Below are 23,080 nucleotides of genomic sequence, written 5' to 3'. Positions count from 1 at the left end.
GGGCGGGGCGCCCGGACGGAACCTCTGTCCGGGCGCCCCGCCCGTGCTCTCCCGGGCCACCGGGCCGGGTCCCGGCTACCGCTTCCGGCGGCGGAGGAGCATCGTGGAAGACGGACCCCAGGAGGCTCGCATGTCCGGTCTCCCCCTGCGGGACGGAGTGGCTGTGGCCGCTGCCCTGGTCTGACCCGGCTGCTCGGGCTGAAGGGCTGCCGGTTCGAGTACGGAACGCTGTTGGGGCACCCGCCGCGGCTGGAGCAGGACGGCGACGTGGTGGTCGGGCGGCGGACGTGGGACGTGGAGCGCAAGGGCTGGCCGCAGGAGGAGATCGAGCTGCGCGCCACCGGGAACGGCCACTACTACGGCCGGTTCATGCCGGCGCCGGCGCCCGGCGCGGAACCTGCCTCGTTGCAGGCGCGGCTGGTGGCGGTGACCCTGGCCGACCAGGCGGGGGCCGCCATGGCGACGGTCGGCACGAAGAAGCACGGCTGACGAGGGAGACGCCGCCCACCGCGACATCACCACGGGGGCGAGCCGACGTCCCCGTTGGCGGCCCCTTGATCCCGGACCCATGACTCTTGACGCACGGTTGACGGCGGCGTCGCCGTCCGGCCCTCCGCCCCACCGACGACGAGTGTGACTTTGGGTGCCCGTTTCGGTACTTTGAGTCAATGCTCGGTGCGGCGTCGTTCTCCCCGGCAGATCGCCGCACGCGGGACAGCGGCGTGCTGCTCGTACTGCTCTGGGTGGCCTTCCACCTCCTGGGCTGCGCACACAGCCATGGCCCGGCTTTCGGCGCCCACCACGACCCGATGACCGCGATCGCCGCGTCCGCCGCCCCTGCGGCGGCGGCGCCCGGTCCCACCGCGGCGTCGTCTCCCGATCCGTCCCCGGGCTGTCCCGAGCCGGACCACGCGGCGGACTGGATCCGCGTGGACACCCCGCTCCCTCCCGCCCCGGGCGGGGCGCTCCCGGCGGAGGTCGGGCCCTGGGCATCACCTGCCGCCCTCTCGGGCGGCGGAACGGCGCGGGCACCCGGTCGCGGTCCGCTCGGCGGGCGGTGCATTCTCACGGCTCTGTGCGTGGCGCGGACCTGACCGGGCCCGCACAGCCGCCCGCCGGCCCCGCGCCGCCCCGGCACGCGCCGGACCCGATCCGGGCTGCTGTGTGTCCGCGCCCTGATCCCCCGATGCCCCGACGGCCGCTGCCGGCCCGGGGCGAGGAGCCGTGACACCTTCATGAACATTCCCTCGTACGCCCCTGCCCCGATGTCCGCCCGTGGGCCTTCCGAGCTGGTGGGCCACACGCCGGTGCTGTGGATCGGTGAACCCTTCGCCGGGGCCGGCCGCGGTTTCTGGGCCAAGCTCGAAGGCGCCAACCCGGGCGGCATCAAGGACCGCCCCGGCCTGCACATGGTGGCCCGCGCCCGGGAACGCGGCGATCTGGCCGACGGTGCCCCGATCGTCGAATCCTCCAGCGGCACCCTGGGACTGGGCCTCGCCCTGGCGGGGATCGCCTTCGGGCACCCGGTCACCGTGGTCACCGACCCCGGGCTCGAACCCGCAATCCGCCGGGCGCTGACCGCCTACGGCTCCCGCGTCGAGACCGTCACCACCGCGCACCCGACGGGCGGCTGGCAGCAGGCCCGGCGAGAGCGGGTGGCCGAACTGCTCGCCGGGACCCCCGGGGCGTGGTGCCCCGACCAGTACAACAACCCCGACAATGTGGCGGCCTACGCCCCGCTGGCCGCCGAACTCGTCGCGCAGCTGGGCCGCGTCGACCTCCTGGTCGCCTCCGTCGGAACCGGCGGTCACTCCGCGGGAATCTCCACCGCGCTGCGTCGGACTTTCCCCGACCTGGCGCTGATCGGCGTGGACTCGACCGGTTCGACGATCTTCGGGCAACCGGCCGGACCGCGCCTGATGCGCGGGCTGGGCTCCAGCATCCATCCGGGCAATGTCGCCTACCCGGCCTTCACCGAGGTCCACTGGGTGGCCCCCGCCGAAGCGGTCCGCGCCTGCCGGTCGCTGGCCCGTCACCACTACGCCTCGGGCGGCTGGAGCGTCGGGGCGGTCGCACTGGTCGCCGGATGGGCGGCCCGCACCTACCCCGCCGGGACAAGGATCGCCGCGATCTTCCCCGACGGACCCCATCGCTATCTCGACACCATCTACAACGACGGCTGGTGCCACGGCCACAAGCTCCTGGACACCCCGGCCCCGCCGCCGGGCGAGCCAGACGAGATCACCGACCCGGGCGAGCGCACCGTGACGTCCTGGACGCGGTGCCGAACGGTCAGCGGCCCGGCCGCCGCCGCTGCCGTGCTGGCGGGTGCCCGGTGAGGCGGCTGCGCGCCCAGGTGCGCTCCTTCGAGCCCGGCGTCCAGCTGCTGATGGTCAACCAGTTCGGCATCAATCTCGGCTTCTACATGCTCATGCCCTACCTCGCGGACCATCTCGCCCACGGCCTGGGCCTGGCGGCGTGGGCGGTCGGCCTCGTCCTGGGCGTACGCAACCTCTCCCAGCAGGGCATGTTCTGGCTCGGCGGGACCCTGGCCGACCGGATCGGCTACAAGCCCGTGATCCTGGCCGGCTGCGCCCTGCGGACCGGTGCGTTCGCACTGCTGGCCTTCGCCGACACCTTGCCCGCCCTGATCGCCGCCTCCGCCGCGACCGGCTTCGCCGGAGCCCTGTTCAACCCCGCCGTCCGCGCCTACCTCGCGCAGGGCGCCGGAGAGCGCCGGGTGGAGGCGTTCGCCGCCTTCAACGTCTTCTACCAGGCGGGCATCCTGCTCGGCCCGCTCGCCGGGCTCGCCCTGCTCACCCTCGACTTCCCGGTGGTGTGCGGCGCCTCCGCGGCGGTGTTCGGGGTGCTGGCCGTCGTCCAGGCCCGTGCTCTCCCGGCGCGGCGTCCGACAGCGGACCCGGAACGTACGAGCGGCTGGCGGGGCATCGCCACGGACTGGCGGACGATTCTCCGCAACCGGCCCTTCGTCCTGTTCTCCGCCGCGATGGCCGGCTCCTACCTGCTGGCCTTCCAGACATACCTCGCCCTGCCCCTTCAGGCCCGCACCCTGCTCGGCGACGGCAACGGCACCGCGATGGGTGTGGTGTTCGCCGTCTCCGCGCTGGTCGCGGTCGCCGGTCAGCTCCGGCTGACCGACTGGGCCAGGAAACGCCTGGACCCGCCGAAGGCGATCGCGCTCGGCCTGGCCATGATGGGCGCCGCGTTCCTGCCGCTGCTGCCCGGCCCGCACCACCGCGTCCACGAACTGACCGCCGTACTCGGGCTCGGGGGCCTGGTGGTGTGCGCGGCGCTGCTGGCCGCGGGCTCCGCGCTGCTGTACCCGTTCGAGATGGACACGCTGGTCCGCCTCTCGGAACAGCGGCTGATGGCCACGTACTACGGCGCCTACAGCACCGTGGCCGGCCTGGCCGTGGCCGTCGGGAACCTCGCCGTGGGCGGCCTGTTCGATCTGGCGGCCCGCGCCGGTGTCCCCTGGCTGCCGTGGACCGCGCTGGCCGTGCTCGGCCTCGCCTGCGCCGCCGCCCTGACCGGCCTGCGCCGCACCGGACACCTGTGCCTCGCTCCCACCACGGCACCGGCCACGGCCTGAGGGCGCGGAGCCGGTCGGCGTCTCACGCCCCGCGTGTCCGGTCCGGGGCGTCCCGAACGGCCCGTGCGATCAGGTCGTGGATCAGGAACTCTCCCGGCGCGCGGTTCTCCTTCAGACGCTCAAGGTCGCCGGGGCCGAACCAGCCGAAGGCGGAGTGCTTGGACCATTCCAGGTCCAGGTTGCCCAAGTCGCCGTCGACCTCGACGAGATGGTCCGCCTCGTGGCGGAGGCCGGCGCCGTCGTCCCCGGTCCAGGTGCTGGTGCTGGTGCCGAGAAAGGGAAGCCCGACGGCGCGCCCGGCGGAGCTCCGCCGGCCGCTGCGGGGCGTGGGCGAGACCCGACTCCGTCGCTCGCCACAGTCCGCCGAGTCGGGGAGGCATCGCGGCAGGGAACATGCGCAAGACCCTACAGCGCGGGCCGGGCCGACAGACCGGACGAGGCCCTGCCGACAGGATCGTCAGCGCAGGTCAGCGCACCCGTCCCCGCGGTTTCAGGGCGACGGGCGGCAGTTCGGGAGCGGGCAGCCGGTCGCCGTCGTAGCCCATCACCTCACCGAAGCGGGAGCTTTCCATCCAGCCCTGTCTGGCCTCTTCGATCTCCTCGTGGGACCGCCCGATGAAGTTCCACCACATGACGAGCTCCTCCTCGAACGGCTCGCCACCCAGGAGCATGAGGCCCGCGTCGGTGTCCGCGCGCAGCGGCAGTTCGGTGCGGCCGCAGCCGAGGTAGAGCATGGAACCGGGAAGCACGGGCACTCCGTCGACCTCGGCCTGCCCGGACATGGAGAGCACCGCGTACTCGAAGTCCGGGTCGAGCGGCAGTCGGGCCTCGGCGCCGGCGGCCAGGGCGATGTCGGCGCCGACGATCGGGGTGTACGTGGTGCCGGGCGAGGTGGCGCCGTCGAGTTCGCCCAGGATCAGGGTGGCGGTGAGGCCCGGCGCCGAGACGGCCGGCAGGTCGGTGTGGTGCTGGAAGTGGGGCTCGACGTGGCGGTGGGCGTCGGGCAGCGCGACCCAGAGCTGGGCGCCGTGCAGAAACCTCGCGTGGGACTTCGGGCTCTCCTCGGAGTGGCTGATGGCCCGGCCGGAGGTCATCAGTCCCAGTTCGCGCGGGCGGATCGTACGGAGGCTGCCGAGGCTGTCCCGGTGCAGGACCTCGCCGTCGTGCAGCCAGCTGACCGTCTGCAGACCCATGTGCGGGTGGGGCGGCACCTGCATCCCCGGCTCGCCCGCGATGTCGTCGGGGCCGTAATGATCGACGAAGGCCCAGGCGCCGACCATCCGGCGGCCCAGGTTGGGCAGCAGCCTGCGGACCTCGGTGGACTCGCCCAGCCGGACACGGCGAGGGGCAAGGAGTTCACGTACGGGCTCGGCGACGACGAAGCCCCGTCCCCCGCAGACGGAGAGTTCGGCCTGGCGATCGAGATTGCTCATGGCGCTCAACCTATTCCCGTGCGGGCCCGGGGGTGCCGGTACCCACGCCGACAACTTAGTGGAATATTCAACCACCAGGCCGTGTTCCGGCCATTGTCACGATGACTGAGCGGCAGCTGGGTCAATGGCTGGACGGAGCCGGGCGCGATCCGGGGACGGTCCATGACGGAGGAGGTCAAGTGAGCGACACCTACTACGAGTTCGGCACGACTGCCGACCGCTGGGACCGTGCGCAGATGTTCTTCGAGGCGAAGGAGTACATGTCCGCGGCCCGGATCCTGGAGGGGCTGGTCGAGGAGGTCCCGGAGCAGGTGTCGCCGCGTCTGCTGCTGGCCCGGACCTACTACCACTCGGCCCGGCTCGCGAAGGCCGAGGCGGAGCTGCGGGCGGTACTGGAGCGCGACCCGGTGGAGCACTACGCGCGGTTGATGCTCGGGCGCACCCTTGAGCGCCAGGGCCGGAGCGCGGAGGCGGCCGGTCATCTGCGGATGGCGGCGGCGTTCTCCGGGGACTTCGACTTCGGCTCCGGGCCCGGCTCCGACCAGGGCTCCGGTTCGGATTCCGGCCGGGCGGTCTCCCGGGAGCCTTCGGCCGGGTGAGCCCCGGGCGAGCCGGCAACGCGGTCGGCCGGGTCCTTCGCGGACCCGGCCGGGCCGTTCAATTCGGGTGCCGGCCACCCGCCCCTCGTGATACTTCACTCGCTCATGACCGACCTCGAAACTCCTCGCCTCCTGCTCCGCCCGATGAATGCCACCGACGCCCTGCGGGTGATGGCGGGCACGCCGGGAGACGGCGCACACTGGGCGACCGGATACCCGTCCCCCGGCGAGAGGGCCGCGGCCGAGCGCTTCCTCGACACCTGCGCGAGGAGCGGTGATCCCAGCCCCTTCGGCTCGTACGAGATACAGCGCCGCGAGGACGGACAGGTGATCGGCGGGATGGGATTCCACGGCAACCCGGACGAGAACGGGCACGTCACGATCGGCTACGGCCTCGTCCCCTCGGCGCAGGGGATGGGTTACGCCTCCGAGGCCCTGCACGCCCTGCTCCGGTTCGCCCGCGATCAGGGTGTGACCTGCGTGCACGGCGACACCGATCTGGACAACATCGCGTCCCAGCGCGTCATGGAGGCCGTCGGCATGCGCCTGGTGAGGGAGGACGAGAAGTTGAAGTACTACCGGATCGACTGGGGCCCGCGAGCCGAGGAGTGAACCGGTGGAACGGCTGAACCCCGCCGGGTGCTCCCGGCGGGGTTCAGGTCGTCGGACGGCCCGCATACGGCGTGCCGGTCAGCCGGCCGCCGTGGCCGCCCGTCCCGCGCCGCTGTTCCCGGCCGTGACGGCGTCGGCACCCGGTACGAGAAGCCGTTCCGTCAGATGGCCGAAGACAAGGCCGAAGGTCACCCAGAGGGTGGCCTGCACGGCGAGGGTGCTCAGCCGGAACTCCCACAGCAGGGTGGCCGGGAAGTCCTTGCCGACCTCGTTGAACGAGGGCAGGAACGCGTAGGCGAGGCCGATCACCAGGAAATAACCGGCGGAAGCCGCGATCGTCGCGTTCCAGTTGCCCAGACGGGGAGCCAGTCGTCTGCCGAGGATGACCGCGGCGACGGCCAGCAGCACGCTCAGGGCGACCATCAGGAAGAACAGAGCGGTACGCCGGCCGATGGTGTCGGGGTTGCCGACGGCCGGCGGGTTGGCCGGGTACTTCAGGAACGGCACGACGTACACCGTCAGCAGCGCCGCGCCCGCGATCAGAGCGGCCGTGGCCCGCGGGCCGAACCTGCCGATCCGGCCGAGGGCGCAACAGAAGACGAGGGCGGCGATGCCGCCGATCGCCACGCCGAAGACGAGCACACCGGTGGCGAGGCCGGCGGTGGACTGCATGGTGCGGCTGACCAGTTCCTCGCCGCCGTCGTGGTGATGACTGTGCGACTCCTCCAGGGCGATGGCCGCGTCCACACGCGACTCACCGAGGAAGTGGGCGACGAGCAGGGCGAGCACACCCGCGACGAGGCCGGCCAGCATGCCGCGTACGAGCAGGGCTCTGACAGATATGGAGTTCATGGGGCTTCCCCTGGATCGGACGGTACGTCAGTGGCAGGGGAAACCGAGGAGGTGGCGGCCGTCGTGGACCCACTCGTGGACACCTTCGCCGGAGATGACCGCGGTGGCGCCCTGCTCGGCGCCGACGAAGTACAGCAGTACGAGCATGAGGATGCCGAAGAAGACCGCCCAGGGGGCGATGGCCTTCAGGGAGATGGGGGTGATCGCCGGTACGGCGGTGGTGGCGGGGGCAGCGGTCTGTGCCATGGCAGAACCTCCTGAGGGAACACGCGTCCCGATCGTGGTGCCTGAGACGTGGGTGCTGGGTCTGACTTCCCGCACAGGTACGGGTTCACAGTGGCGCGACCGTGCCGGATTCTCACCGGACTTCCGTCACACCTACGTCATGTTCGCCGTGACCATACCTCTTGGGGACAAGTGCCGCCATGGTGCCGGTGACCGGGCCGGACCACCCTGATGCCATGGTGGGCACGGAGGGGCTGGAGTTCAGGGAGTTGACTGGGTCATGGCAGTACAGGTGATGTTGATCTCGCCGGCGCTCAACGCCGCGCTGCGCGAGGCGCGTTTCGACGGCGACGCACCGCTCGACGCGGCCGGGGTCCGCCGGGCCCGGGCCGTCGCGACGGCGGTGCCCGAGGCCGACCGGCTGCTGCGCGGACCGTCCGCGCGATGCGCCGCGACCGCCGAGGCGCTGGGACTGCGGGCCGAGCCCGAACCGGCCCTCCGCGGCTGGGACATGGGCCGGTGGAGCGGTCGACGGCTGGCAGCGGTGAGCGCGACCGAGCCGGAGGCGGTGTCGGCCTGGCTGACCGACCCTTCGGCGGCTCCCCACGGCGGCGAGTCGCTGCTGGAGCTCTGCGCCCGGGCCGGACGCCGACTGGAGACGCTGACGTCCACCGAGGGAGTGGAGGGCGCAGGAGGCCACCGCGTGCTGGGCGTCGTGGAGCCGGCGGTGGTGCGGGCGGTGATCGTGGGGGCGCTCGGCCTGCCGCCGGAGGCGTTCTGGCGGCTGGATGTCGCCCCACTGACGCTGACCGGGCTCAGCGGCCGGTCCGGCCGGTGGAACCTGCGGTGCGGACAACCACTGTCCCCGGCGCCGGCCGACTGACCCCGTCCGGACCTGTGTACTCCCGTCCGAAATCTCCGTTGGATGCAAGAACTGTGGTCCGTACCAAGGCCTTGACACGGTGTTGCTTCACTTCTTAAATCGCATATAGAACCAAGACCTCTCCCTGCTCCCCCACAGCGATCGCTTGTCATACGCATGACAAACACTGACCGCTCCGTTCCGCACGGGAAGGACCCCCATGACCTCCCCCCATCTCCCCCGGCGCCTCCTCGCAGCCGCGCTCTGCACACTCTCCGCGCTCGCCCTCGTTCCGGCCTCGTCCGGCCTCGCGGCCGGGGCGCCCGCACCCGGGCCGCACACCGCCACGGCGACGGCGGCGACCTTCACCGACGGCTTCGACGGCCCCGCGGGCTCCGCCGTGGACGGCGCCAAGTGGCAGATCGAGACCGGTGACAACGTCAACAACCATGAACGGCAGTACTACACAGCCGGGAACAGTAACGCGGCACTCGACGGCCAGGGTCATCTGGTCATCACCGCACGCCGCGAGAACCCGAACACCTACCAGTGCTGGTACGGGACTTGTGAGTACACCTCGGCACGTCTGAACACCTCCGGCAGGTTCACCCAGACGTACGGGCACGTCGAGGCGAGGATGAAGGTGCCGCGCGGCCAGGGCATGTGGCCGGCCTTCTGGATGCTGGGCGACGACATCGGCCAGGTCGGCTGGCCGAACTCGGGCGAGATCGACGTCATGGAGAACGTGGGCTTCGAACCGTCCACGGTCCACGGCACATTGCACGGTCCGGGCTACTCCGGCTCCGGCGGCATCGGCGCCGCGTACACCCTGCCCGGTGGCCAGGCGTTCGCCGACGACTTCCACACCTTCGCCGTCGACTGGGCGCCCGGCTCGGTGACCTGGTCGGTGGACGGCAACGTCTACCAGCGCCGTACGCCCGCCGATCTCGGCGGCAACACCTGGGTGTTCGACAAGCCCTTCTTCCTGATCCTCAACCTCGCGGTCGGCGGCTACTGGCCCGGCGACCCCGACGGCAGCACCACCTTCCCGCAGCAGCTCGTCGTCGACCACGTACGGGTCACCACCAGCGACCTCCGGCCGCCGGCCTGACCGTACCGCCCGCCCCGGGCCGTCGGCCCTGCCGGTGAGTCCTGGTCACAGCATCCGCAACGACTGGTTGCGGCCGCCCCGCCCGCCGAGGATGGCGATCGACTCGGGGAGGTGGCGGGAATGGCTGCGAAACGTGTGCTGGCCGGGGACGATCCGGTGCTGCGATTCCGCGGGGCGGTGTCGTTGCAGCACGGACCGGGCCGGGTCGCGCCCCGGCGGGTGCCGCACCGGGAGGCGGAACTGCATCTGCCGGAGGCAGGGGCGCCTGTTCACCCGCCGGGGCCTGGCCCGCGCTGGTGGCCGGGCACGCCGGTCTCGATCTGACGTCCGTCACGCTCGGCGCGCGGCGTGCTGTCTCCAGCCGATGACGGCCCGGCTCATGCGGGATCTGCCCGCCCTGGTCGGTTTCGTGGCCACGGTCCGCGAGCGGCATCCGACGACACCGTTCGCCCTGATGTCGACGATCATCGCGCCGGACCGCGAGACGGTCCCCGGGCCCTCCGGCCCGACCGTCCGGGGCTGCCTCACACGCACCCGCGAGGCCGTCGGACTCCTGCGCAGGCACGGCGACACCTGGGAACGGCCCTGTTGTTCGTCTCGCACGACCTGCCGGTGATCCGGCGGATCAGTGACCGGGTGCTGGTGATGAAGGACGCGGAGGTGGTGGAGGGGGCACGGCCGAGGAGGTGTTCGACCGGCCCCGGCACCCGTACACGAAGTCGCTGCTCGCGGCCGCCCTCACGGCCGGCCCGCCTCGGGGGGCTATGCGTCCCGGTACGCCTCCAGCAGCCGCAGCCAGACCTCGCTGATCGTCGGATACGCGGGTACGGCGTGCCACAGCCGGTCGACCGGGACCTCGCCCGCGACCGCGATCGTCGCCGAGTGCAGCAGCTCACCGATGCCCGGTCCGACGAAGGTGACGCCGAGCAGGATCTCCCGGTCGAGGTCCACGACCATGCGGGCGCGGCCCCGGTAGCCGTCCGCGTACAGGCCGGAGCCGGCCACCGCGGCGAGGTCCTGGTCGACGGCGCGTACCCGGTGGCCGGCCCGCTCGGCCTCGGCGAGGGTGAGGCCGACCGAGGCGGCCTCCGGGTCGGTGAAGACGACCTGGGGGACGGCCGCGTGATCGGCGGTGGCGACGTGGGCGCCCCAGCGGCCGGTCTCCAGCGGCGGTACGCCGGCCGCGCGGGCGGCGATCGCGGCGCCCGCGATGCGTGCCTGGTACTTGCCCTGATGGGTGAGGAGCGCCCGGTGGTTGACGTCACCGACCGCGTAGAGCCAGGTGGTGCCCTCGACCCGGCAGCTGTCGTCGACGGTGAGCCAGGATCCGGGCTCCAGGCCCACCGTCTCCAGTCCGAGGTCGTCGGTGCGCGGGGCCCGGCCGGTGGCGAAGAGGATCTCGTCGGCCTCGACCTGCTCACCGTCCGCCAGTTCCACGGTGACCGGGCCGTCCGGGACCGCGCGTCGTACGGCGGCGACCGAGGCCCGTGTGCGGATGTCGGCGCCCGCCTCGGTGAGGGCCCGGCCGACCAGTTCGCCGGCGAAGGGCTCCATCTTCGGCAGGAGCCCCTTGCCCCGGACCAGCATCGTCACCCGGGCGCCGAGGGCCTGCCAGACGGTGGCCATCTCCACCCCGACCACGCCGCCGCCGACGATCACGAGGCGGCCGGGCACCTTCTTGGCGCTCGTCGCCTCCCGGCTGGTCCAGGGGCGGGCCCCGTCGATGCCGGGCAGGTCGGGGACGACGGCGCGGCTGCCGGTGCAGACAGCCACGGCCTGGCGGGCGGTGAGCCGGTGCTCGGTGCCGTCGGGCGCGGTCACGGCCACCGTCTTCTCGCCGGTGAGCCTGCCGCGGCCGCGGTAGATGTCCGCGCCGATGCCCTCCACCCAGGCGGCCTGTCCGTCGTCCTTCCAGTGCGATGCGTACGTGTCACGGTGGGCGAGGACCGCCGCGGTGTCCAGCGGCCCCTGCACGGCGTCGCTGAGGCCCGGGACGCGGCGGGCGTCGGCGCGGGCGACCACCGGGCGCAGCAGGGCCTTGCTGGGCATGCAGGCCCAGTAGGAGCACTCGCCGCCGATGAGTTCCACCTCGACGACCGCGGCGCTGAGCCCGGCGGCGCGGACCCGGTCGGCGACGTTCTCGCCCACCGGCCCCGCTCCGACCACCACGACGTCGTACTCGGCGTTCAGGGAAGCATCTGTCATGGGGACAGTCTGGTCGCGGGTGTGCGCGGCGGCCACATGGGCAGGCGGAATAGTGCGGAAGCAGGCACCGTTGTGCGGACAGGTCCGAACGGGCACAGGAAGAGGTAACAGAGAATGAGCACCGTTGAGCTCACCAAGGAAAACTTCGATCAGGTCGTCAGCGACAACGACTTCGTCCTGATCGACTTCTGGGCTTCCTGGTGCGGCCCGTGCCGGCAGTTCGCCCCGGTCTACGACGCGGCGTCGGAGCGCCACGACGACCTGGTCTTCGCCAAGGTCGACACGGAGGCGCAGCAGGAGCTGGCGGCGGCCTTCGAGATCCGCTCCATTCCCACGCTGATGATCGTCCGGGAGAACGTGGCGGTGTTCGCGCAGCCCGGGGCGCTGCCGGAGGCGGCGCTGGAGGACGTGATCGGGCAGGCGCGGAAGCTGGACATGGACGAGGTCCGCAAGTCCATCGAGGAGCAGCAGAAGGGGCAGCAGTAGGGCCTGTCCCGTGGGTGAGGGGCCCGGCCCGGGCGGGTCGGGCCCCTCACCCGTGTCCGGGGCCGGGCGGCGCGGCCTCAGCGGTCGGCGTCGGCCTCGGCGTCCCTCTCCTTGATCCGGGCCGAGAGGCCGAAGGCCAGCTCGGCGCCGTCGACCAGCAGGGCCTCGACGGCGTGCGTAGCGGGGTCGATGTCCGCGACGATGCCTTCGCCGGAGTACCGGGGGTAGCCGGACGCCCCGGTCTCCCCGGTCGCCGACACGACCGCCGAGCGGACGGCGCCGCCGGGCTCGGCGGCCTCGCCGGTGTCGGCGGTGCCCTCGGCCTCTGCGGTGTCCTCGGCCTCGGTGGTGTCCTCGGCGAACCGGGGGATCAGCAGGATCTCGTAACTCTGCGGATGACTCATGGTCATGACGCTAGGCAAGCGGCACCCGGAACGCACCTTGCCGCGCTGCCGCACGGTGCGGTCCGCGCGGCGCCCGGCCCCGGCCCTCAGCCGGATTGACGCCGGACCACCCCTACCCGCAACAGGTCGTGGTGTTCGGGCGCCCCGCCGGGATCCCGTACCAGCCGGTCCACGAGGTCCGCCAGCGGCTGCGCGGTGGCCAGCTCCATCCGTACGGTGCTGAGCCGGGGCCGCAGCAGCCTGCCCAGCATCAGGTCGTCGGCACCGACCACAGCGGTCTCGCGCGGCACATCGATGCCCGCGTCCTGAAGGGCCCGCATCAGGAGCATCGCGTATTCGTCGTTGTAGGCGAACACCGCGTCGAGGTCCAGGGTGCGCCAGCGGGTGGCCAGCCGGGCGGCGGACTCCTCGTCGTACCGCAGCGGCAGTGGTTCCACCCGGGCGCCGTGGAGCCGGGCGGCCTGCCGGGCCCCGGTCAGCCGGGGTTCGGCGAACGGGGCGAGTCCGCACTCCTCGGGCATGACCACGCCGATACGGCGCCGTCCGCTCTCCAGCAGATGTCCGACCGCGCAGCCTCCGACCTCCCGCTGGTCCATGACCAGCGCGTGGGCGCCAGGCACCGGCCGCGGGCCGAGGGTGATCACGGCCTTGGCCCCGGAGCGCCTGAGCACGGATATACCGTGCGGGGTGAGGTCGATCGTGCCGGGGGCGATCACGGCGACCGGGCGGAGTTCGGCCCAGGCGCGGGGCGCGTCGTCGGAGTCGAGTCCGGTGCTGCCGTACTGGACGACGGTGTAGTCGAGCCGGCGCAGCCCCGATTCCAGTTCGTGGAAGAAGCGGTGGTGGAGCGGGTCGGTCGGGAAGTTCACGGTGGGCAGCAGCACCATGCGGGTGTGTCCGGCGCGCAGGCTGCGGGCCGCGGCGTGCGGTACGTAGCCCAGTTCGGTGGCGGCTTCTCTGACCCGGCGGCGAGTGGTCTCGCTGATCCGTACGGAGGCGTTGTTGTTCAGCACGTACGACACGGTGGCCCTGGAGACCCCGGCGAGCCGTGCAACATCGGCACTGGTGGGGACGGGGGGTTCGGTGGGCTGGTTCGGTAACTGGCTCATGGCGTCCGGCAGTCTTCCAGACCCGCGGTGTGTGGGTACGCTCCGGGGCATGGATGAATCCTCGATGGTGGGGCTGCTCGGCCGGGTGACCGGGACGGTGGGGCCGGGACTGGTCGGCGAGGTGATGGTCCGGATCCGGGGCGGCGCCGAGCACTTTCTCGCGCATCCGGCCCAGGCGAAGGAGCGCATCGAGGTGGGAACGGTGGTGACAGTGATCGAGCATCTGCCGCCGCGCACGGTCTATGTGGCGCCCGCATACGGGAGTTGAGGCCCGCGCGGGGGTTTCTTGACGGATTTCGTCGTCAAGAATTCGGCAAGGATCGGCACACGTCTTCTGCCCGGTCGCGAGCAGGAGAAGACTCCCCCGTGTTCAGCGGTGCCGACGGGGTGCCGCGATAAGGGGGCGCATGCCGATGGTCATCGGCGTCACGGCGGGTCTCGTACTCGCCGCCATCATGGCGTTGTTCGGCCTGTTCAAGTTGATGTGGCGGGTGGCCGAGCCCAACGAGGCACTGGTCATCTCGGGTTCCAAGCACAGGACCGAGGGCCTGGGACAGGGCATGGGGTTCCGGATCGTCACCGGTCACGGCACTCTCGTCCTGCCCGGGGTCCAGGCGGTGCGGAAGATGTCCCTGGATCTCAACGAGACCGAGCTGTCCGTGGATTGCGTCACGCACCAGGGGATTCCCCTGCGGGTGCGGGGCGTCGTCATCTTCAAGGTGGGCGACGACTTCGTGTCGATCGCCAACGCGGCCCGCCGCTTCCTCGATCAGCAGAAGCTGATGTCGGAGCGGGTGCACAACGTCTTCGCCGGTCATCTCCGTTCCATCGTGGGCGGGTTGACGGTCGGGGACATGATCCGGGACCGTGAGAAGCTCACCGGGCAGACCCGGGCCGCGTGCGGGACCGAGATGGAGAAGCTCGGGCTCATCGTCGACTCGCTCCAGATCCATGAGATCGAGGACCCGACGGGCTACATCAAGAACCTGGCGATGCCGCACGCGGCGGCCGTGCAGCGGGACGCCCGGATCGCGCAGGCCGAGGCCAACCGCCTGGCCACCGAGGCGGAGCAGCAGGCCGCGGCCCGTATGTCGGAGGCGACCAGGGACAGCGAGATCCTGCAGGCCGGGTATCAGGCCGAGCGCGACAAGGCGGCGGCCAGCTCCCGGCAGGCGGGTCCGCTGGCCGATGCGGCGGCCCGGCAGGAGGTCGTGGTCCAGGAGACCAGGGTCGCCGAACTGGAGGCGCAGCGGCGTGAGCAGCAGCTCCAGGCCGATGTGCGCAAGCCTGCGGACGCCCAGGCGTACGAGAAGCGCACCCTGGCCGAGGGTGAGCGCGACGCCCGGATCTCGGCCGCCGAGGCGAAGGCACGGGAGACGGAGCTCGCCGCGGTCGCGGAGGCCAACCGGGTGAAGACGGCGGCGCTGGCCGAGGCCGAGGCGACGAAGGCGCGCGGTGCCGCCTCCGCGACGGCGACCAGGGCGACGGGTGAGGCGGAGGCCGCCGCCGCCCAGGCCAAGGGGCTGGCGCTGGCGGAGGCTGCCCGTGCCAAGGGCCTCGCCGAGGCGGAGGCGATCAAGGCACGGGCAGCGGCCCTGGCGGAGAATCAGGAGGCGGTCGTGGCCCAGCAGTTGGCCGAGAAGTGGCCCGAGATCGTCCAGGCGGGCGCGGGCGCCTTCGGCAGCGTCGACCACATGGTGCTGCTGAACGGGGCCGACGGCATGTCGGACATGTTCGCGAAGGCACTGACCATGGGCGGCACGGGCCTGGGGCTGGCCCGGCAGTTGCTGGCCACGATGAGCCAGGGCGACCAGGCGGAACCGGTGCCGCAGGTGAACGGGGTGGCTCCGGCCACCCCGCCCTCGCCGCGCAAGGAGCGGATTCCGGTGACGGGTGATCAGGAGGACGGCCCGGCCGTCTGACCGGTCCGGCGGTGGCCGGTGCGCGCTCCTCGGTCCGGGGCGCGCACCGGCCACCGCTCCATGAAGTCGGCCCTCCAGGTCCTACGGTGTTGGGGATGACCATCCAGCACCGTGACGACACCATCGACAGCTCGACGGACTTCCCGGGCCGCACCGGCCCGGCCGCCACCACCGAGGCCGACCCGCGCAAGGCTGGTCGCGCCGCACACGCATCGCACTAGCCGAACGCCCGATCGAAGGCAGACCGGGTGGTGGATTCGGGGCTGCGGTCGAGGATGCCGAAGACGATCTGCTCGAAGTGGCCGGCGAACCTGCCGCCGTCGAGGAGCAGCGTCCGGAACGCACCGGCCACCTGCGCCGGATCGTTGCGGAACACACCACAGCCCCAGGCGCCCAGCACCAGCCTGCGGTACCCGCGCACCGCGGCGACCTCCAGCACCCGTTCCGCCCGGGAGGCGAGCACGGCGGGGATGCGGTGGGCCTCCTCGGGGGTGCGGCTGCGGATGACTCCGGCGTTGGGCGCCGGGGAAGTCAGGAAGCCCGCGGTGTACGGGGTGTCTAGCAGCCGCCCCCGGTCGTCGCGGAACACCGGTACGCCCGGTGAGTGAATCACCCGGTCGGTGTAGAAGGCGCTGCGTTCGGCGCGGTGGTGGGCGTAGTAGCCGGGGGCGCGCAGCAGCGTGGCGTAGAGGGCGGAGCCCCGGCACAGGGCTTCTTCCTGGGCCTGCGCGCCGTTGAGGTAGCCGCCGCCGGGATTGCGGGCGGAGGCATAGTTCAGCACGGCGACCTTGCCGGGGTCTTCGCCGGTCATCCGGCACGCCGCCTGCAGGCTGCTCTCGCCGGTGACCTCGACCACCGGTGTGCGGTCGGAGTCGAGCGCCGCGACCGGCACCGGCTCCGGGCCGTACAGCCTGGTCCCCGAGAGTGCGGTGGTCAGCGCACGCTCGATGCTCACCTCGCGTCCGTCATTCGTACGGTAGTGGCCGGCCTCGACGATGGCCTCGGTCTCACGCGCGATGCCGCGCAGTCGTGCGCTCATCGGTACTCCCCCGTGTGGTGCATACGGGGCATGCTCGGCGGTCCGGCGGCATGGACGCAACCGGATTTCCGTCGCAGAGGGGCACCCTTGTGCGATCCATCCGTAAGGGTTTGGGTGATGGGGAGGCACCGAGAAAAGGAGGCCCGGCATGTCGTACGACACACCCGGCGGCCACGGTCCGCCCGGCCAGTGCCCGCCCCTGGGCGAGGGCGAGGCCGAGGATTTACTGCGCTGCATCTGTTTCAAGACGGGACCGCCCCGCAAGGTCGGCGTCGAACTCGAATGGCTCATCCACGACCGGGATCATCCCCGCGTTCCCGTCCCGCACCACCGTCTCGAAGCGGCCGCCGGCATCCTCCGGGCCCTGCCCCTGAGCGCGGCGCTCACCTTCGAACCCGGCGGCCAGCTGGAGCTCAGCTCGCGCCCCGCCGACTCCCTCATGGCGTGTGTCGAAGCCACCGCCGCCGATCTCACCGCGGTACGTGACGCCCTGCATCGGGTGGGGCTCGCGCCGGTCGGTATCGGCGTCGACCCGTGGCACTCCCCGCGCCGGCTGCTGCGCGAGCCCCGCTACGACGCCATGGAGGCCTCGTTCGACCGGTCGGGCCCGGCCGGTCGCGCCATGATGTGCACCACCGCGTCCGTCCAGGTCTGTCTGGACGCCGGAGAGGAGGAGCCCGGTCCGCTCGGGTACGGGCGGCGCTGGCAGCTGTGCCATCTGCTGGGCGCGGTCCTGGTGGCGGCGTTCGCGAACTCGCCCCTGCGGCTCGGACGCCCGACACCGTGGCGGTCCACCCGGCAGTCGCTCTGGGCCGACCTCGACCCGTGGCGGCCCCTGGCACCGTCCGGCGGTCTGCCGCCGCGCGAGGCCTGGACCGCGCATGTGCTGGACACCCCGGTGCTGTGCATCCGGGACGACGCGGGCCCATGGGCCGTGCCGCGGGGGCTGACGTTTCGCGACTGGATCCGCACCGGCGCGCCCAGAGCACCGGTGCGCGCCGATCTCGACTACCACATCAGCACGCTCTTCCCGCCCGTGCGCCCGCGCGGTCATCTGGAGCTGCGCATGATCGACGCACAGCACGGTGCGGACGGGTGGCTGGTGCCGCTCGCCGTCACCACTGCCCTGTTCGACGACCCGGAGGCCGCCGAGACCGTGTACCGCACCGTGAAACCACTGGCCGAGACGGCCGGGGCACAGCCGGCGCCACGCAATCCGCTCTGGGTCGGCGCCGCTCGTGACGGCCTGGCCGACCCCGAGCTGCGGGCGGCCGCGGCCACCTGCTTCCGGGCCGCGCTGGAGGCGCTGCCCCGGATCGGAGCCTCGACGGCCGTGCAGGACGCCGTGGCCGGCTTCAACGACCGCTTCGTGGCCAGGGGCCGATGTCCGGCCGACGATCTTCCCGAACTGCTGGCGCCGGTTGTGCCCGGCGGTCCGGGCCACCACTGCGATGGGCCCCGCTCATGACCCACTCCCCCACTCCCTCCGGCTCCGCGCCCCGGGAGGCGGACGCCGAGGCGCTCCGGCAGCGCGCCCTCGCCGCACTGCTCACCGCCCGCGAACGTACCGCGCTGCTCACCGACAGCGTGGACGACCACGAACTGACCGCCCAGCACTCGCCGTTGATGTCCCCGCTGGTCTGGGACCTCGCGCACATCGGCAATCAGGAGGAGCTGTGGCTGCTGCGCGGGGTGGCCGGGCGGGAGGCGATGCGCCCGGAGATCGACGGACTGTACGACGCCTTCGAACATCCCCGGGCGACCCGCCCCTCGCTGCCGCTGCTGGCCCCCGCCGAGGCACGTGCGTACGCCGCGGAGGTACGCGGCCGGGCCCTGGACGTACTCGACGGCACCGCGCTCGACGGCGGCCGCCCGCTGGTGCGGGCCGGGTTCGCCTTCGGCATGATCGCCCAGCACGAACAGCAACACGACGAAACGATGCTGATCACCCATCAGCTCCGATCGGGGCCGGCCGTGCTGGCCGCACCCGTACCGCCCGCCCCCACCGACGCGGCGGGCCTGCCCGCGGAGGTCCTGGTCCCGGGCGGCCCGTTCACCATGGGGACCTCCGCCGAGCCGTGGGCCCTGGACAACGAACGCCCGGCGCATGTGCGTGACGTGCCGGGTTTCCTCATCGACACGACCCCGGTCACCTGCGGCGCGTACCAGGAGTTCATCGAGGACGGGGGCTACACCGAGCGGCGCTGGTGGGCGCCCGAGGGGTGGGTGATGGTCCGTGAGCACGAACTGACCGCTCCGCTGTTCTGGCACCGGGACGCCGGTCAGTGGCTGCGCCGCCGCTTCGGGGTCACCGAGGTGGTGCCCGGCGACGAGCCGGTGCTCCATGTCAGCTGGTACGAGGCGGACGCGTTCGCCCGCTGGGCCGGGCGCCGGCTGCCCACCGAAGCGGAGTGGGAGAAGGCGGCGCGCCACGACCCGGTGTCGGAGCGTTCCCGGCGCTATCCCTGGGGCGACGAGGACCCGGCACCCGAGCTGGCCAACCTGGGTCAGCGCCATCTGCGCCCCGCGCCCGTGGGGACGTATGCGCAGGGCCGGTCCCCCTACGGTGCACGGCAGTTGATCGGCGACGTGTGGGAGTGGACGTCGAGCGACTTCCTTCCCTATCCCGGCTTCTCGGCGTTCCCGTACCGCGAGTACTCCGAGGTGTTCTTCGGGCCGGCCCACAAGGTGCTGCGCGGTGGTTCGTTCGCCGTGGACCCGGTGGCGTGCCGGGGCACGTTCCGCAACTGGGACCTGCCGGTACGGCGCCAGATCTTCTCCGGTTTCCGCACCGCGAGGGATGCCTGATGTGCCGTCATATTGCTTACCTGGGACCGCCGGTGCCGCTCGGGGAGCTACTGAAGCGACCGCCGTACTCACTCGTGCGCCAGTCCTGGGCGCCCAGACACCAGCGGTACGGGACGGTCAACGCGGACGGCTTCGGCGTCGGCTGGTACGCGGACGGCGATCCGGTGCCCGGACGGTACCGGCGCCGGGGCCCGGTCTGGGGCGACGAGACCTTCGCCGACCTGGCCAGGGTGGTGCGCAGCACGGCGCTGCTCGCCGCCGTCCGTGATGCCACCGAGGCGGGCGCGGACGGTGAGGCGGCGGCCGCGCCGTTCGCCGCCGGGCCGCTGCTGTTCAGCCACAACGGTGCGGTGAAGGGCTGGCCGCACTCCGTGGCCCCGCTCGCCGCGGCGCTGCCGCCGGCCGAGCTGCTCGCCCTCACCGCGCGCTGCGACTCGGCCCTGGTCTGGGCCCTCGTCCGGCACCGTCTGGCCGACGGCGACGCACTGCCGCAGGCCGTCGCCGACACCGTGCTCGACGTGGCGGCCGCGGCGCCGGGTTCCCGGCTGAATCTGCTGCTGACCGACGGTTCGACGATCGTCGCGACGGCCTGGGGCGACACACTGTCGTATCTCGCCGAGCCGGGCGTGCGCACGGTCGTGGCCTCGGAGCCCTACGACGACGATCCGCGCTGGCGCGCGGTTCCCGACCGCACCTTGTTGACGGCGACCCGCACCGACGTTCTGCTGACCCCGCTCAAGGAGCCCGCCGAGTGAGTCCCTTTCTGCTGACCCGTACCCTGCCGGTGGACGCGACGGACGCGGCGCTGCGCGCCGATGTCCTGCACGGTCTGACCCGGTACCCGAAGACACTGCCGCCCAAGTGGTTCTACGACGCGCACGGCAGTGAGCTGTTCGAGGAGATCACCCGGCTGCCCGAGTACTACCCGACCCGCGCCGAGCGCGAGATCCTGATCGACCGCGCCGACGAGATCGCCCGGGTGTCCGGGGCGCGGACTCTGATCGAGCTGGGGTCCGGATCGTCCGAGAAGACCCGGCACCTGCTGGACGCGCTGCCCGCACTGCACAGTTACGTACCGGTCGATGTGAGCGAGAGCGCGCTGCGCGGTGCCGCCGAGGCCCTCCTCGCGCAGCGGCCCGAGCTCTCCGTGCACGCCCTGATCGCCGATTTCACCGGCGGACTCGCGCTGCCGGGAACGCCGGGGCCCGGACTGATCGCGTTCCTGGGCGGCACGATCGGCAATCTGCTGCCCGACGAGCGGGCGGTGTTCCTGAAGTCCGTACGGTCACTGCTCTCCCCGGGCGACGCGCTGCTGCTCGGCACCGATCTGGTGAAGGAGGAGAAGCTGCTGGTCGCCGCGTACGACGACGCGGCCGGGGTGACCGCGGAGTTCAACAGGAACGTACTGCGGGTCGTGAACCGGGAGTTGGGCGCGGACTTCGACCCGGACGGTTTCGACCATGTGGCGCTGTGGGACCCGGAGCACGAATGGATCGAGATGCGGCTGCGGGCCCGTCGGGCGCACGCCGTGAAGATCCCGGACCTGGATCTGGTGGTGTCCTTCGAGGCCGGTGAGGAGCTGCGGACGGAGGTGTCGGCCAAGTTCCGCCAGGAGGGGGTCCGGGCGGAACTCGGCTCGGCCGGTCTGCGGCTGGATCAGTGGTGGACGGATTCCGGCGGCCGGTTCGCGCTCTCGTTGGCGACGGCGGTCTGAGCGCGGCGGGCCAGGGCACGGCGGTCGGGCAGGCCACGCGCCGGGATCGGCGGCAGGACGCGGATCTCGGCGGTCAGGCCGGCCGCCGTCACCACCCGCCACAGTGAGGCGATGAGCGGATCGTCGCCGACGAAAGCGGCCGCACCGGCCGGGGCAGTGTGTTCCGCCGGTGCGGTGTCTTCCGCCGGTGCGGTGTCTTCCGCCGGTGCGGCGTCTTCCGCCGGTGCGGCGCGGTAGCTGATGCGTACCGGACGTACCGTGGCGTCCGCGTCGATCGCGGCCTGGAAGGCGGCGGGCCCGAACCGGCCACCGCGGCCGCGCCCGCACCAGGTGGTGCCCTCCGGGAAGACGACCACGCGTGAACCGCCGTGCAGCGCCGCCCCGATGGTGCGCACGGTCGCGGGCAGCGCGCGCAGGCGGTCGCGTTCGACGAAGAGCGTGCCGCCCCGTGCCGCGAGCGGGCCGAGCAGCGGCCAGTCGCGGATCTCGCTCTTGGCCAGCATCCGGCCGGGAAACACGGCCGCGACGAGCGGGATGTCCAGCCAGGAGATGTGGTTCGCGACCACGAGCGCGCCCGGTGCCCCGGCCGTCGCGTCGGGCACCGCGGGTGTGCCGACGATCCGCACCCGCACCCCGAAGGCGCGCACGACGCCGTGCGCCCAGCGCCGGATCAGCCGTTCCCGCCGTGCCGCGCCGAGCATCGCCGCGAACGGGGCACCCAGCGCACCGGCCAGGATGCAGGCGCATCCGGCGAGCAGCAGGGCCACGGCGGCCGGGCGGCCCCGCACCCGGCCCTCGTGGCCGGCGCAGTCGCGCGGGGTACAGGGTGCGGTGGGCAGCCAGGGGTTCATCGCAGCGGTGCGAGGGCGAGGAAGTGGCGCAGGTAGCGCGGGTCGGTGCGGCGCAGCGACAGCAGTACGTACAGGTCGGCGACGTTGAAGTCGGGGTCATGGGCGGGCGCCCCGCACACCCGGGCGCCCAGGCGCAGATAGCCGCGGAGCAGCGGAGGGAGCGCGGCGAACCCGGTGGGTGCCGGGGCTCCTGCCCCGGTGGGCTGCCAGAGGCGGTGCGGGGTGACCCAGTGGTCCTCGGGAGCCAGGTGCTTGGTCCGTACGGTCTCCCATGCGCCGGCTGCCGCGGCGCCGCCGTCGGCGAGGGGGATCGAGCAGCAGCCGGCCAGCCAGTTGTGCCCGGTGCGTTCCATGTAGCGGGCGAGTCCGGCCCAGATCAGCGCTATGACGGCGCCGTCGCGGTGGGCCGGGTGGACGCAGGAACGTCCGACCTCGACCAGGTCGTCGCGGATCGGGCCGAGCCGCCGGAGGTCGAACTCGCTCTCCGCGTAGAGGCGCCCGGCGATCCGTGCCCGGTCGGGCGGCAGTACCCGGTAGGTGGCGACGACATCGCCGGTGGACTCCTCCCGTACCAGCAGATGGTCGCAGTACGCGTCGAACTCATCGCTGTCCAGGCCGGGTTCGGGTCCTTCCAGCCTGGCGCCGAGCTCACCGGCGAAGACCAGGTGGCGCAGCCGCTGGGCGGCGCGGACCTCGTCCCGGCCGGCAGCGAGGGAGACCCTGTAGCGCGGCGGGGAGGGGGCGACGGGCTGCGCGGGAACGGCGGGGGCGACGGGGAGCGGGGTGACAGGCAGCGCGTTCATGACAATCTCCGGGGACGGATCGACAAGGGCGGCCGCCGGGCCACCGCACTGCGTGCGAAGGCCCGGCCCCTTAGCTTGACGTTTATCCTCGCCTGTCACCCAACCTGCTGATCTGCGGTTCTTCCCGGGACAGCGGAGGCGGCCGTTCTCCACGCTTCGAGATGTCGAGTCACGAAGCACGAGAGAACGGCCGCTGCGTATGAGTCTCCCTCTCCCAGGGCCCGCAGGCGAGGCGTTGGATGTCTTGTCCCGCTTTCGGGTCGAGTTCTACGAGTGCCTTTACGCCCGCGCGGATGCACTCTTCGAGCTCACGGACGCGGTGCTGTGCGCGGACGGGCCGGTGAAGACCCTGGTCGAACTGTCGCTGGCCCTCGAGCACCGGCGTGGGCATGGTGCTCTGTACGCAGCGTTGGACCGGGGCTGGGCCGAGCC

Annotated in this window: 29 protein-coding genes and 1 pseudogene; 20 read left to right on the top strand and 10 right to left on the bottom strand. The window is 72.4% G+C overall.

Features of this window, described 5'->3' with window-relative positions:
• Window positions 1-231 precede the first annotated feature (231 nt).
• From BT364_RS30530 to BT364_RS30515, 4 genes are all read left to right on the top strand, one after another.
• Window positions 232-489 carry a hypothetical protein gene (locus tag BT364_RS30530; RefSeq protein ID WP_177328292.1) on the top strand — a complete coding sequence of 86 codons (258 nt, stop codon included), beginning with the start codon at window positions 232-234 and terminating at the stop codon, window positions 487-489.
• A 179-nt stretch (window positions 490-668) separates the two neighbouring features.
• Window positions 669-1,094 (top strand): hypothetical protein, encoded by a 426-nt coding sequence (locus tag BT364_RS30525; RefSeq protein WP_072488473.1) that lies wholly within the window; start codon window positions 669-671, stop codon window positions 1,092-1,094.
• Between the two features lie 141 nt (window positions 1,095-1,235).
• Window positions 1,236-2,339: a PLP-dependent cysteine synthase family protein gene (locus BT364_RS30520; protein WP_072488472.1), complete on the top strand. Its 1,104-nt coding sequence runs from the start codon at window positions 1,236-1,238 to the stop codon at window positions 2,337-2,339.
• Window positions 2,336-3,613, top strand: coding sequence for an MFS transporter (locus BT364_RS30515; RefSeq protein ID WP_072488528.1), 1,278 nt, complete (start codon window positions 2,336-2,338; stop codon window positions 3,611-3,613). Before BT364_RS30520 ends, BT364_RS30515 begins: the two co-directional genes overlap by 4 nt.
• Window positions 3,614-3,635: 22 nt before the next feature.
• Here the strand turns inward: BT364_RS30515 and BT364_RS30510 are convergent, their stop codons facing one another.
• Window positions 3,636-3,800 (bottom strand): hypothetical protein, encoded by a 165-nt coding sequence (locus BT364_RS30510; RefSeq protein WP_256260283.1) that lies wholly within the window; start codon window positions 3,798-3,800, stop codon window positions 3,636-3,638.
• Between the two features lie 280 nt (window positions 3,801-4,080).
• Window positions 4,081-5,046 (bottom strand): pirin family protein, encoded by a 966-nt coding sequence (locus BT364_RS30505; RefSeq protein WP_072488471.1) that lies wholly within the window; start codon window positions 5,044-5,046, stop codon window positions 4,081-4,083.
• A 179-nt stretch (window positions 5,047-5,225) separates the two neighbouring features.
• Here BT364_RS30505 and BT364_RS30500 point away from each other — a divergent pair, with 179 nt between their 5' ends.
• Together BT364_RS30500 and BT364_RS30495 are read left to right on the top strand one after the other, a co-directional pair.
• Window positions 5,226-5,645, top strand: a complete 420-nt coding sequence (locus BT364_RS30500) for a tetratricopeptide repeat protein (RefSeq protein WP_072488470.1) — start codon at window positions 5,226-5,228, stop codon at window positions 5,643-5,645.
• Between the two features lie 105 nt (window positions 5,646-5,750).
• Window positions 5,751-6,257, top strand: a complete 507-nt coding sequence (locus BT364_RS30495) for a GNAT family N-acetyltransferase (RefSeq protein WP_072488469.1) — start codon at window positions 5,751-5,753, stop codon at window positions 6,255-6,257.
• A gap of 78 nt (window positions 6,258-6,335) precedes the next feature.
• Here the strand turns inward: BT364_RS30495 and BT364_RS30490 are convergent, their stop codons facing one another.
• Complete coding sequence (locus tag BT364_RS30490; RefSeq protein ID WP_072488468.1) at window positions 6,336-7,109, bottom strand: CbtA family protein; 774 nt, start codon at window positions 7,107-7,109, stop codon at window positions 6,336-6,338.
• Window positions 7,110-7,136: 27 nt separating this feature from the next.
• A complete protein-coding gene (locus BT364_RS30485) occupies window positions 7,137-7,355 on the bottom strand; it encodes a CbtB domain-containing protein (RefSeq protein WP_072488467.1) in 219 nt (72 codons plus the stop codon).
• A 259-nt stretch (window positions 7,356-7,614) separates the two neighbouring features.
• On the opposite strand from BT364_RS30485, the gene BT364_RS30480 reads away from it, so the two are divergent.
• The 5 genes and pseudogenes from BT364_RS30480 (at window position 7,615) to BT364_RS43440 (ending at window position 10,116) form a co-directional block, all read left to right on the top strand.
• Window positions 7,615-8,217, top strand: a complete 603-nt coding sequence (locus BT364_RS30480) for a histidine phosphatase family protein (protein ID WP_072488466.1) — start codon at window positions 7,615-7,617, stop codon at window positions 8,215-8,217.
• A 199-nt stretch (window positions 8,218-8,416) separates the two neighbouring features.
• Window positions 8,417-9,289 (top strand): annotated as a pseudogene (locus BT364_RS30475) (glycoside hydrolase family 16 protein); the annotation flags it as partial.
• 138 nt (window positions 9,290-9,427) lie between these two features.
• Complete coding sequence (locus BT364_RS41130) at window positions 9,428-9,631, top strand: hypothetical protein (protein WP_143166570.1); 204 nt, start codon at window positions 9,428-9,430, stop codon at window positions 9,629-9,631.
• 40 nt (window positions 9,632-9,671) lie between these two features.
• A complete protein-coding gene (locus tag BT364_RS42350; RefSeq protein WP_218172468.1) occupies window positions 9,672-9,923 on the top strand; it encodes an SGNH/GDSL hydrolase family protein in 252 nt (83 codons plus the stop codon).
• 70 nt (window positions 9,924-9,993) lie between these two features.
• Window positions 9,994-10,116 carry a hypothetical protein gene (locus BT364_RS43440; protein ID WP_256260282.1) on the top strand — a complete coding sequence of 41 codons (123 nt, stop codon included), beginning with the start codon at window positions 9,994-9,996 and terminating at the stop codon, window positions 10,114-10,116.
• Here BT364_RS43440 and BT364_RS30455 read toward each other — a convergent pair.
• Window positions 10,070-11,512 (bottom strand): dihydrolipoyl dehydrogenase family protein, encoded by a 1,443-nt coding sequence (locus tag BT364_RS30455; protein WP_177328291.1) that lies wholly within the window; start codon window positions 11,510-11,512, stop codon window positions 10,070-10,072. The genes BT364_RS43440 and BT364_RS30455 overlap by 47 nt on opposite strands.
• 114 nt (window positions 11,513-11,626) lie before the next feature.
• Between BT364_RS30455 and trxA the strand changes: the two genes are divergently transcribed.
• A complete protein-coding gene (gene trxA / locus BT364_RS30450; protein ID WP_072488462.1) occupies window positions 11,627-11,998 on the top strand; it encodes a thioredoxin in 372 nt (123 codons plus the stop codon).
• Window positions 11,999-12,075: 77 nt separating this feature from the next.
• Here trxA and BT364_RS30445 read toward each other — a convergent pair whose 3' ends face one another.
• Both BT364_RS30445 and BT364_RS30440 read right to left on the bottom strand, forming a co-directional pair.
• Window positions 12,076-12,402, bottom strand: coding sequence for a hypothetical protein (locus BT364_RS30445; protein ID WP_177328290.1), 327 nt, complete (start codon window positions 12,400-12,402; stop codon window positions 12,076-12,078).
• An 86-nt stretch (window positions 12,403-12,488) separates the two neighbouring features.
• Window positions 12,489-13,511, bottom strand: coding sequence for a LacI family DNA-binding transcriptional regulator (locus BT364_RS30440; protein ID WP_072488460.1), 1,023 nt, complete (start codon window positions 13,509-13,511; stop codon window positions 12,489-12,491).
• Window positions 13,512-13,560: 49 nt separating this feature from the next.
• Here BT364_RS30440 and BT364_RS30435 point away from each other — a divergent pair, with 49 nt between their 5' ends.
• The 3 genes from BT364_RS30435 to BT364_RS40440 all read left to right on the top strand — a co-directional run bounded on the left by BT364_RS30435 (window position 13,561) and on the right by BT364_RS40440 (window position 15,654).
• Window positions 13,561-13,779, top strand: coding sequence for a hypothetical protein (locus BT364_RS30435; RefSeq protein ID WP_072488459.1), 219 nt, complete (start codon window positions 13,561-13,563; stop codon window positions 13,777-13,779).
• Between the two features lie 139 nt (window positions 13,780-13,918).
• The gene (locus BT364_RS30430; protein WP_072488458.1) at window positions 13,919-15,433 is read left to right on the top strand and encodes a flotillin family protein; all 1,515 of its coding nucleotides are present in this window, start codon (window positions 13,919-13,921) and stop codon (window positions 15,431-15,433) included.
• Window positions 15,434-15,528: 95 nt separating this feature from the next.
• A complete protein-coding gene (locus tag BT364_RS40440; RefSeq protein WP_256260281.1) occupies window positions 15,529-15,654 on the top strand; it encodes a hypothetical protein in 126 nt (41 codons plus the stop codon).
• Here the strand turns inward: BT364_RS40440 and BT364_RS30425 are convergent.
• A complete protein-coding gene (locus BT364_RS30425; protein WP_072488457.1) occupies window positions 15,651-16,472 on the bottom strand; it encodes a TIGR02452 family protein in 822 nt (273 codons plus the stop codon). The two genes, BT364_RS40440 and BT364_RS30425, sit on opposite strands and share 4 nt — an antisense overlap.
• Window positions 16,473-16,620: 148 nt before the next feature.
• Between BT364_RS30425 and egtA the strand changes: the two genes are divergently transcribed.
• The 4 genes from egtA to egtD are packed head-to-tail and all read left to right on the top strand — an operon-like array spanning window position 16,621 to window position 20,994.
• Window positions 16,621-17,940, top strand: coding sequence for an ergothioneine biosynthesis glutamate--cysteine ligase EgtA (gene egtA, locus BT364_RS30420; protein ID WP_072488456.1), 1,320 nt, complete (start codon window positions 16,621-16,623; stop codon window positions 17,938-17,940).
• Window positions 17,937-19,280, top strand: a complete 1,344-nt coding sequence (egtB, locus tag BT364_RS30415) for an ergothioneine biosynthesis protein EgtB (protein ID WP_072488455.1) — start codon at window positions 17,937-17,939, stop codon at window positions 19,278-19,280. Before egtA ends, egtB begins: the two co-directional genes overlap by 4 nt.
• Entirely contained in the window at window positions 19,280-20,035 is a 756-nt protein-coding gene (gene egtC / locus BT364_RS30410; RefSeq protein WP_072488454.1) for an ergothioneine biosynthesis protein EgtC, read from the top strand. Before egtB ends, egtC begins: the two co-directional genes overlap by 1 nt.
• Complete coding sequence (egtD, locus tag BT364_RS30405) at window positions 20,032-20,994, top strand: L-histidine N(alpha)-methyltransferase (RefSeq protein WP_072488453.1); 963 nt, start codon at window positions 20,032-20,034, stop codon at window positions 20,992-20,994. The genes egtC and egtD overlap by 4 nt, the downstream gene beginning before the upstream one ends.
• Here egtD and BT364_RS30400 read toward each other — a convergent pair.
• Both BT364_RS30400 and BT364_RS30395 read right to left on the bottom strand, forming a co-directional pair.
• Entirely contained in the window at window positions 20,937-21,845 is a 909-nt protein-coding gene (locus tag BT364_RS30400) for a lysophospholipid acyltransferase family protein (protein ID WP_072488452.1), read from the bottom strand. The genes egtD and BT364_RS30400 overlap by 58 nt on opposite strands.
• Window positions 21,842-22,648, bottom strand: a complete 807-nt coding sequence (locus BT364_RS30395) for a GNAT family N-acetyltransferase (RefSeq protein WP_072488451.1) — start codon at window positions 22,646-22,648, stop codon at window positions 21,842-21,844. Before BT364_RS30395 ends, BT364_RS30400 begins: the two co-directional genes overlap by 4 nt.
• A gap of 199 nt (window positions 22,649-22,847) precedes the next feature.
• On the opposite strand from BT364_RS30395, the gene BT364_RS30390 reads away from it, so the two are divergent.
• Window positions 22,848-23,080: transposase (locus tag BT364_RS30390; protein ID WP_072486033.1), on the top strand; the 233-nt coding region annotated here is incomplete at its 3' end.

This window comes from Streptomyces atratus (assembly GCF_900119365.1).
In the GTDB taxonomy this organism is placed as follows: Bacteria; Actinomycetota; Actinomycetes; order Streptomycetales; family Streptomycetaceae; genus Streptomyces; species Streptomyces atratus_B.
This window is presented reverse-complemented; position numbering and strand designations above follow the sequence as displayed.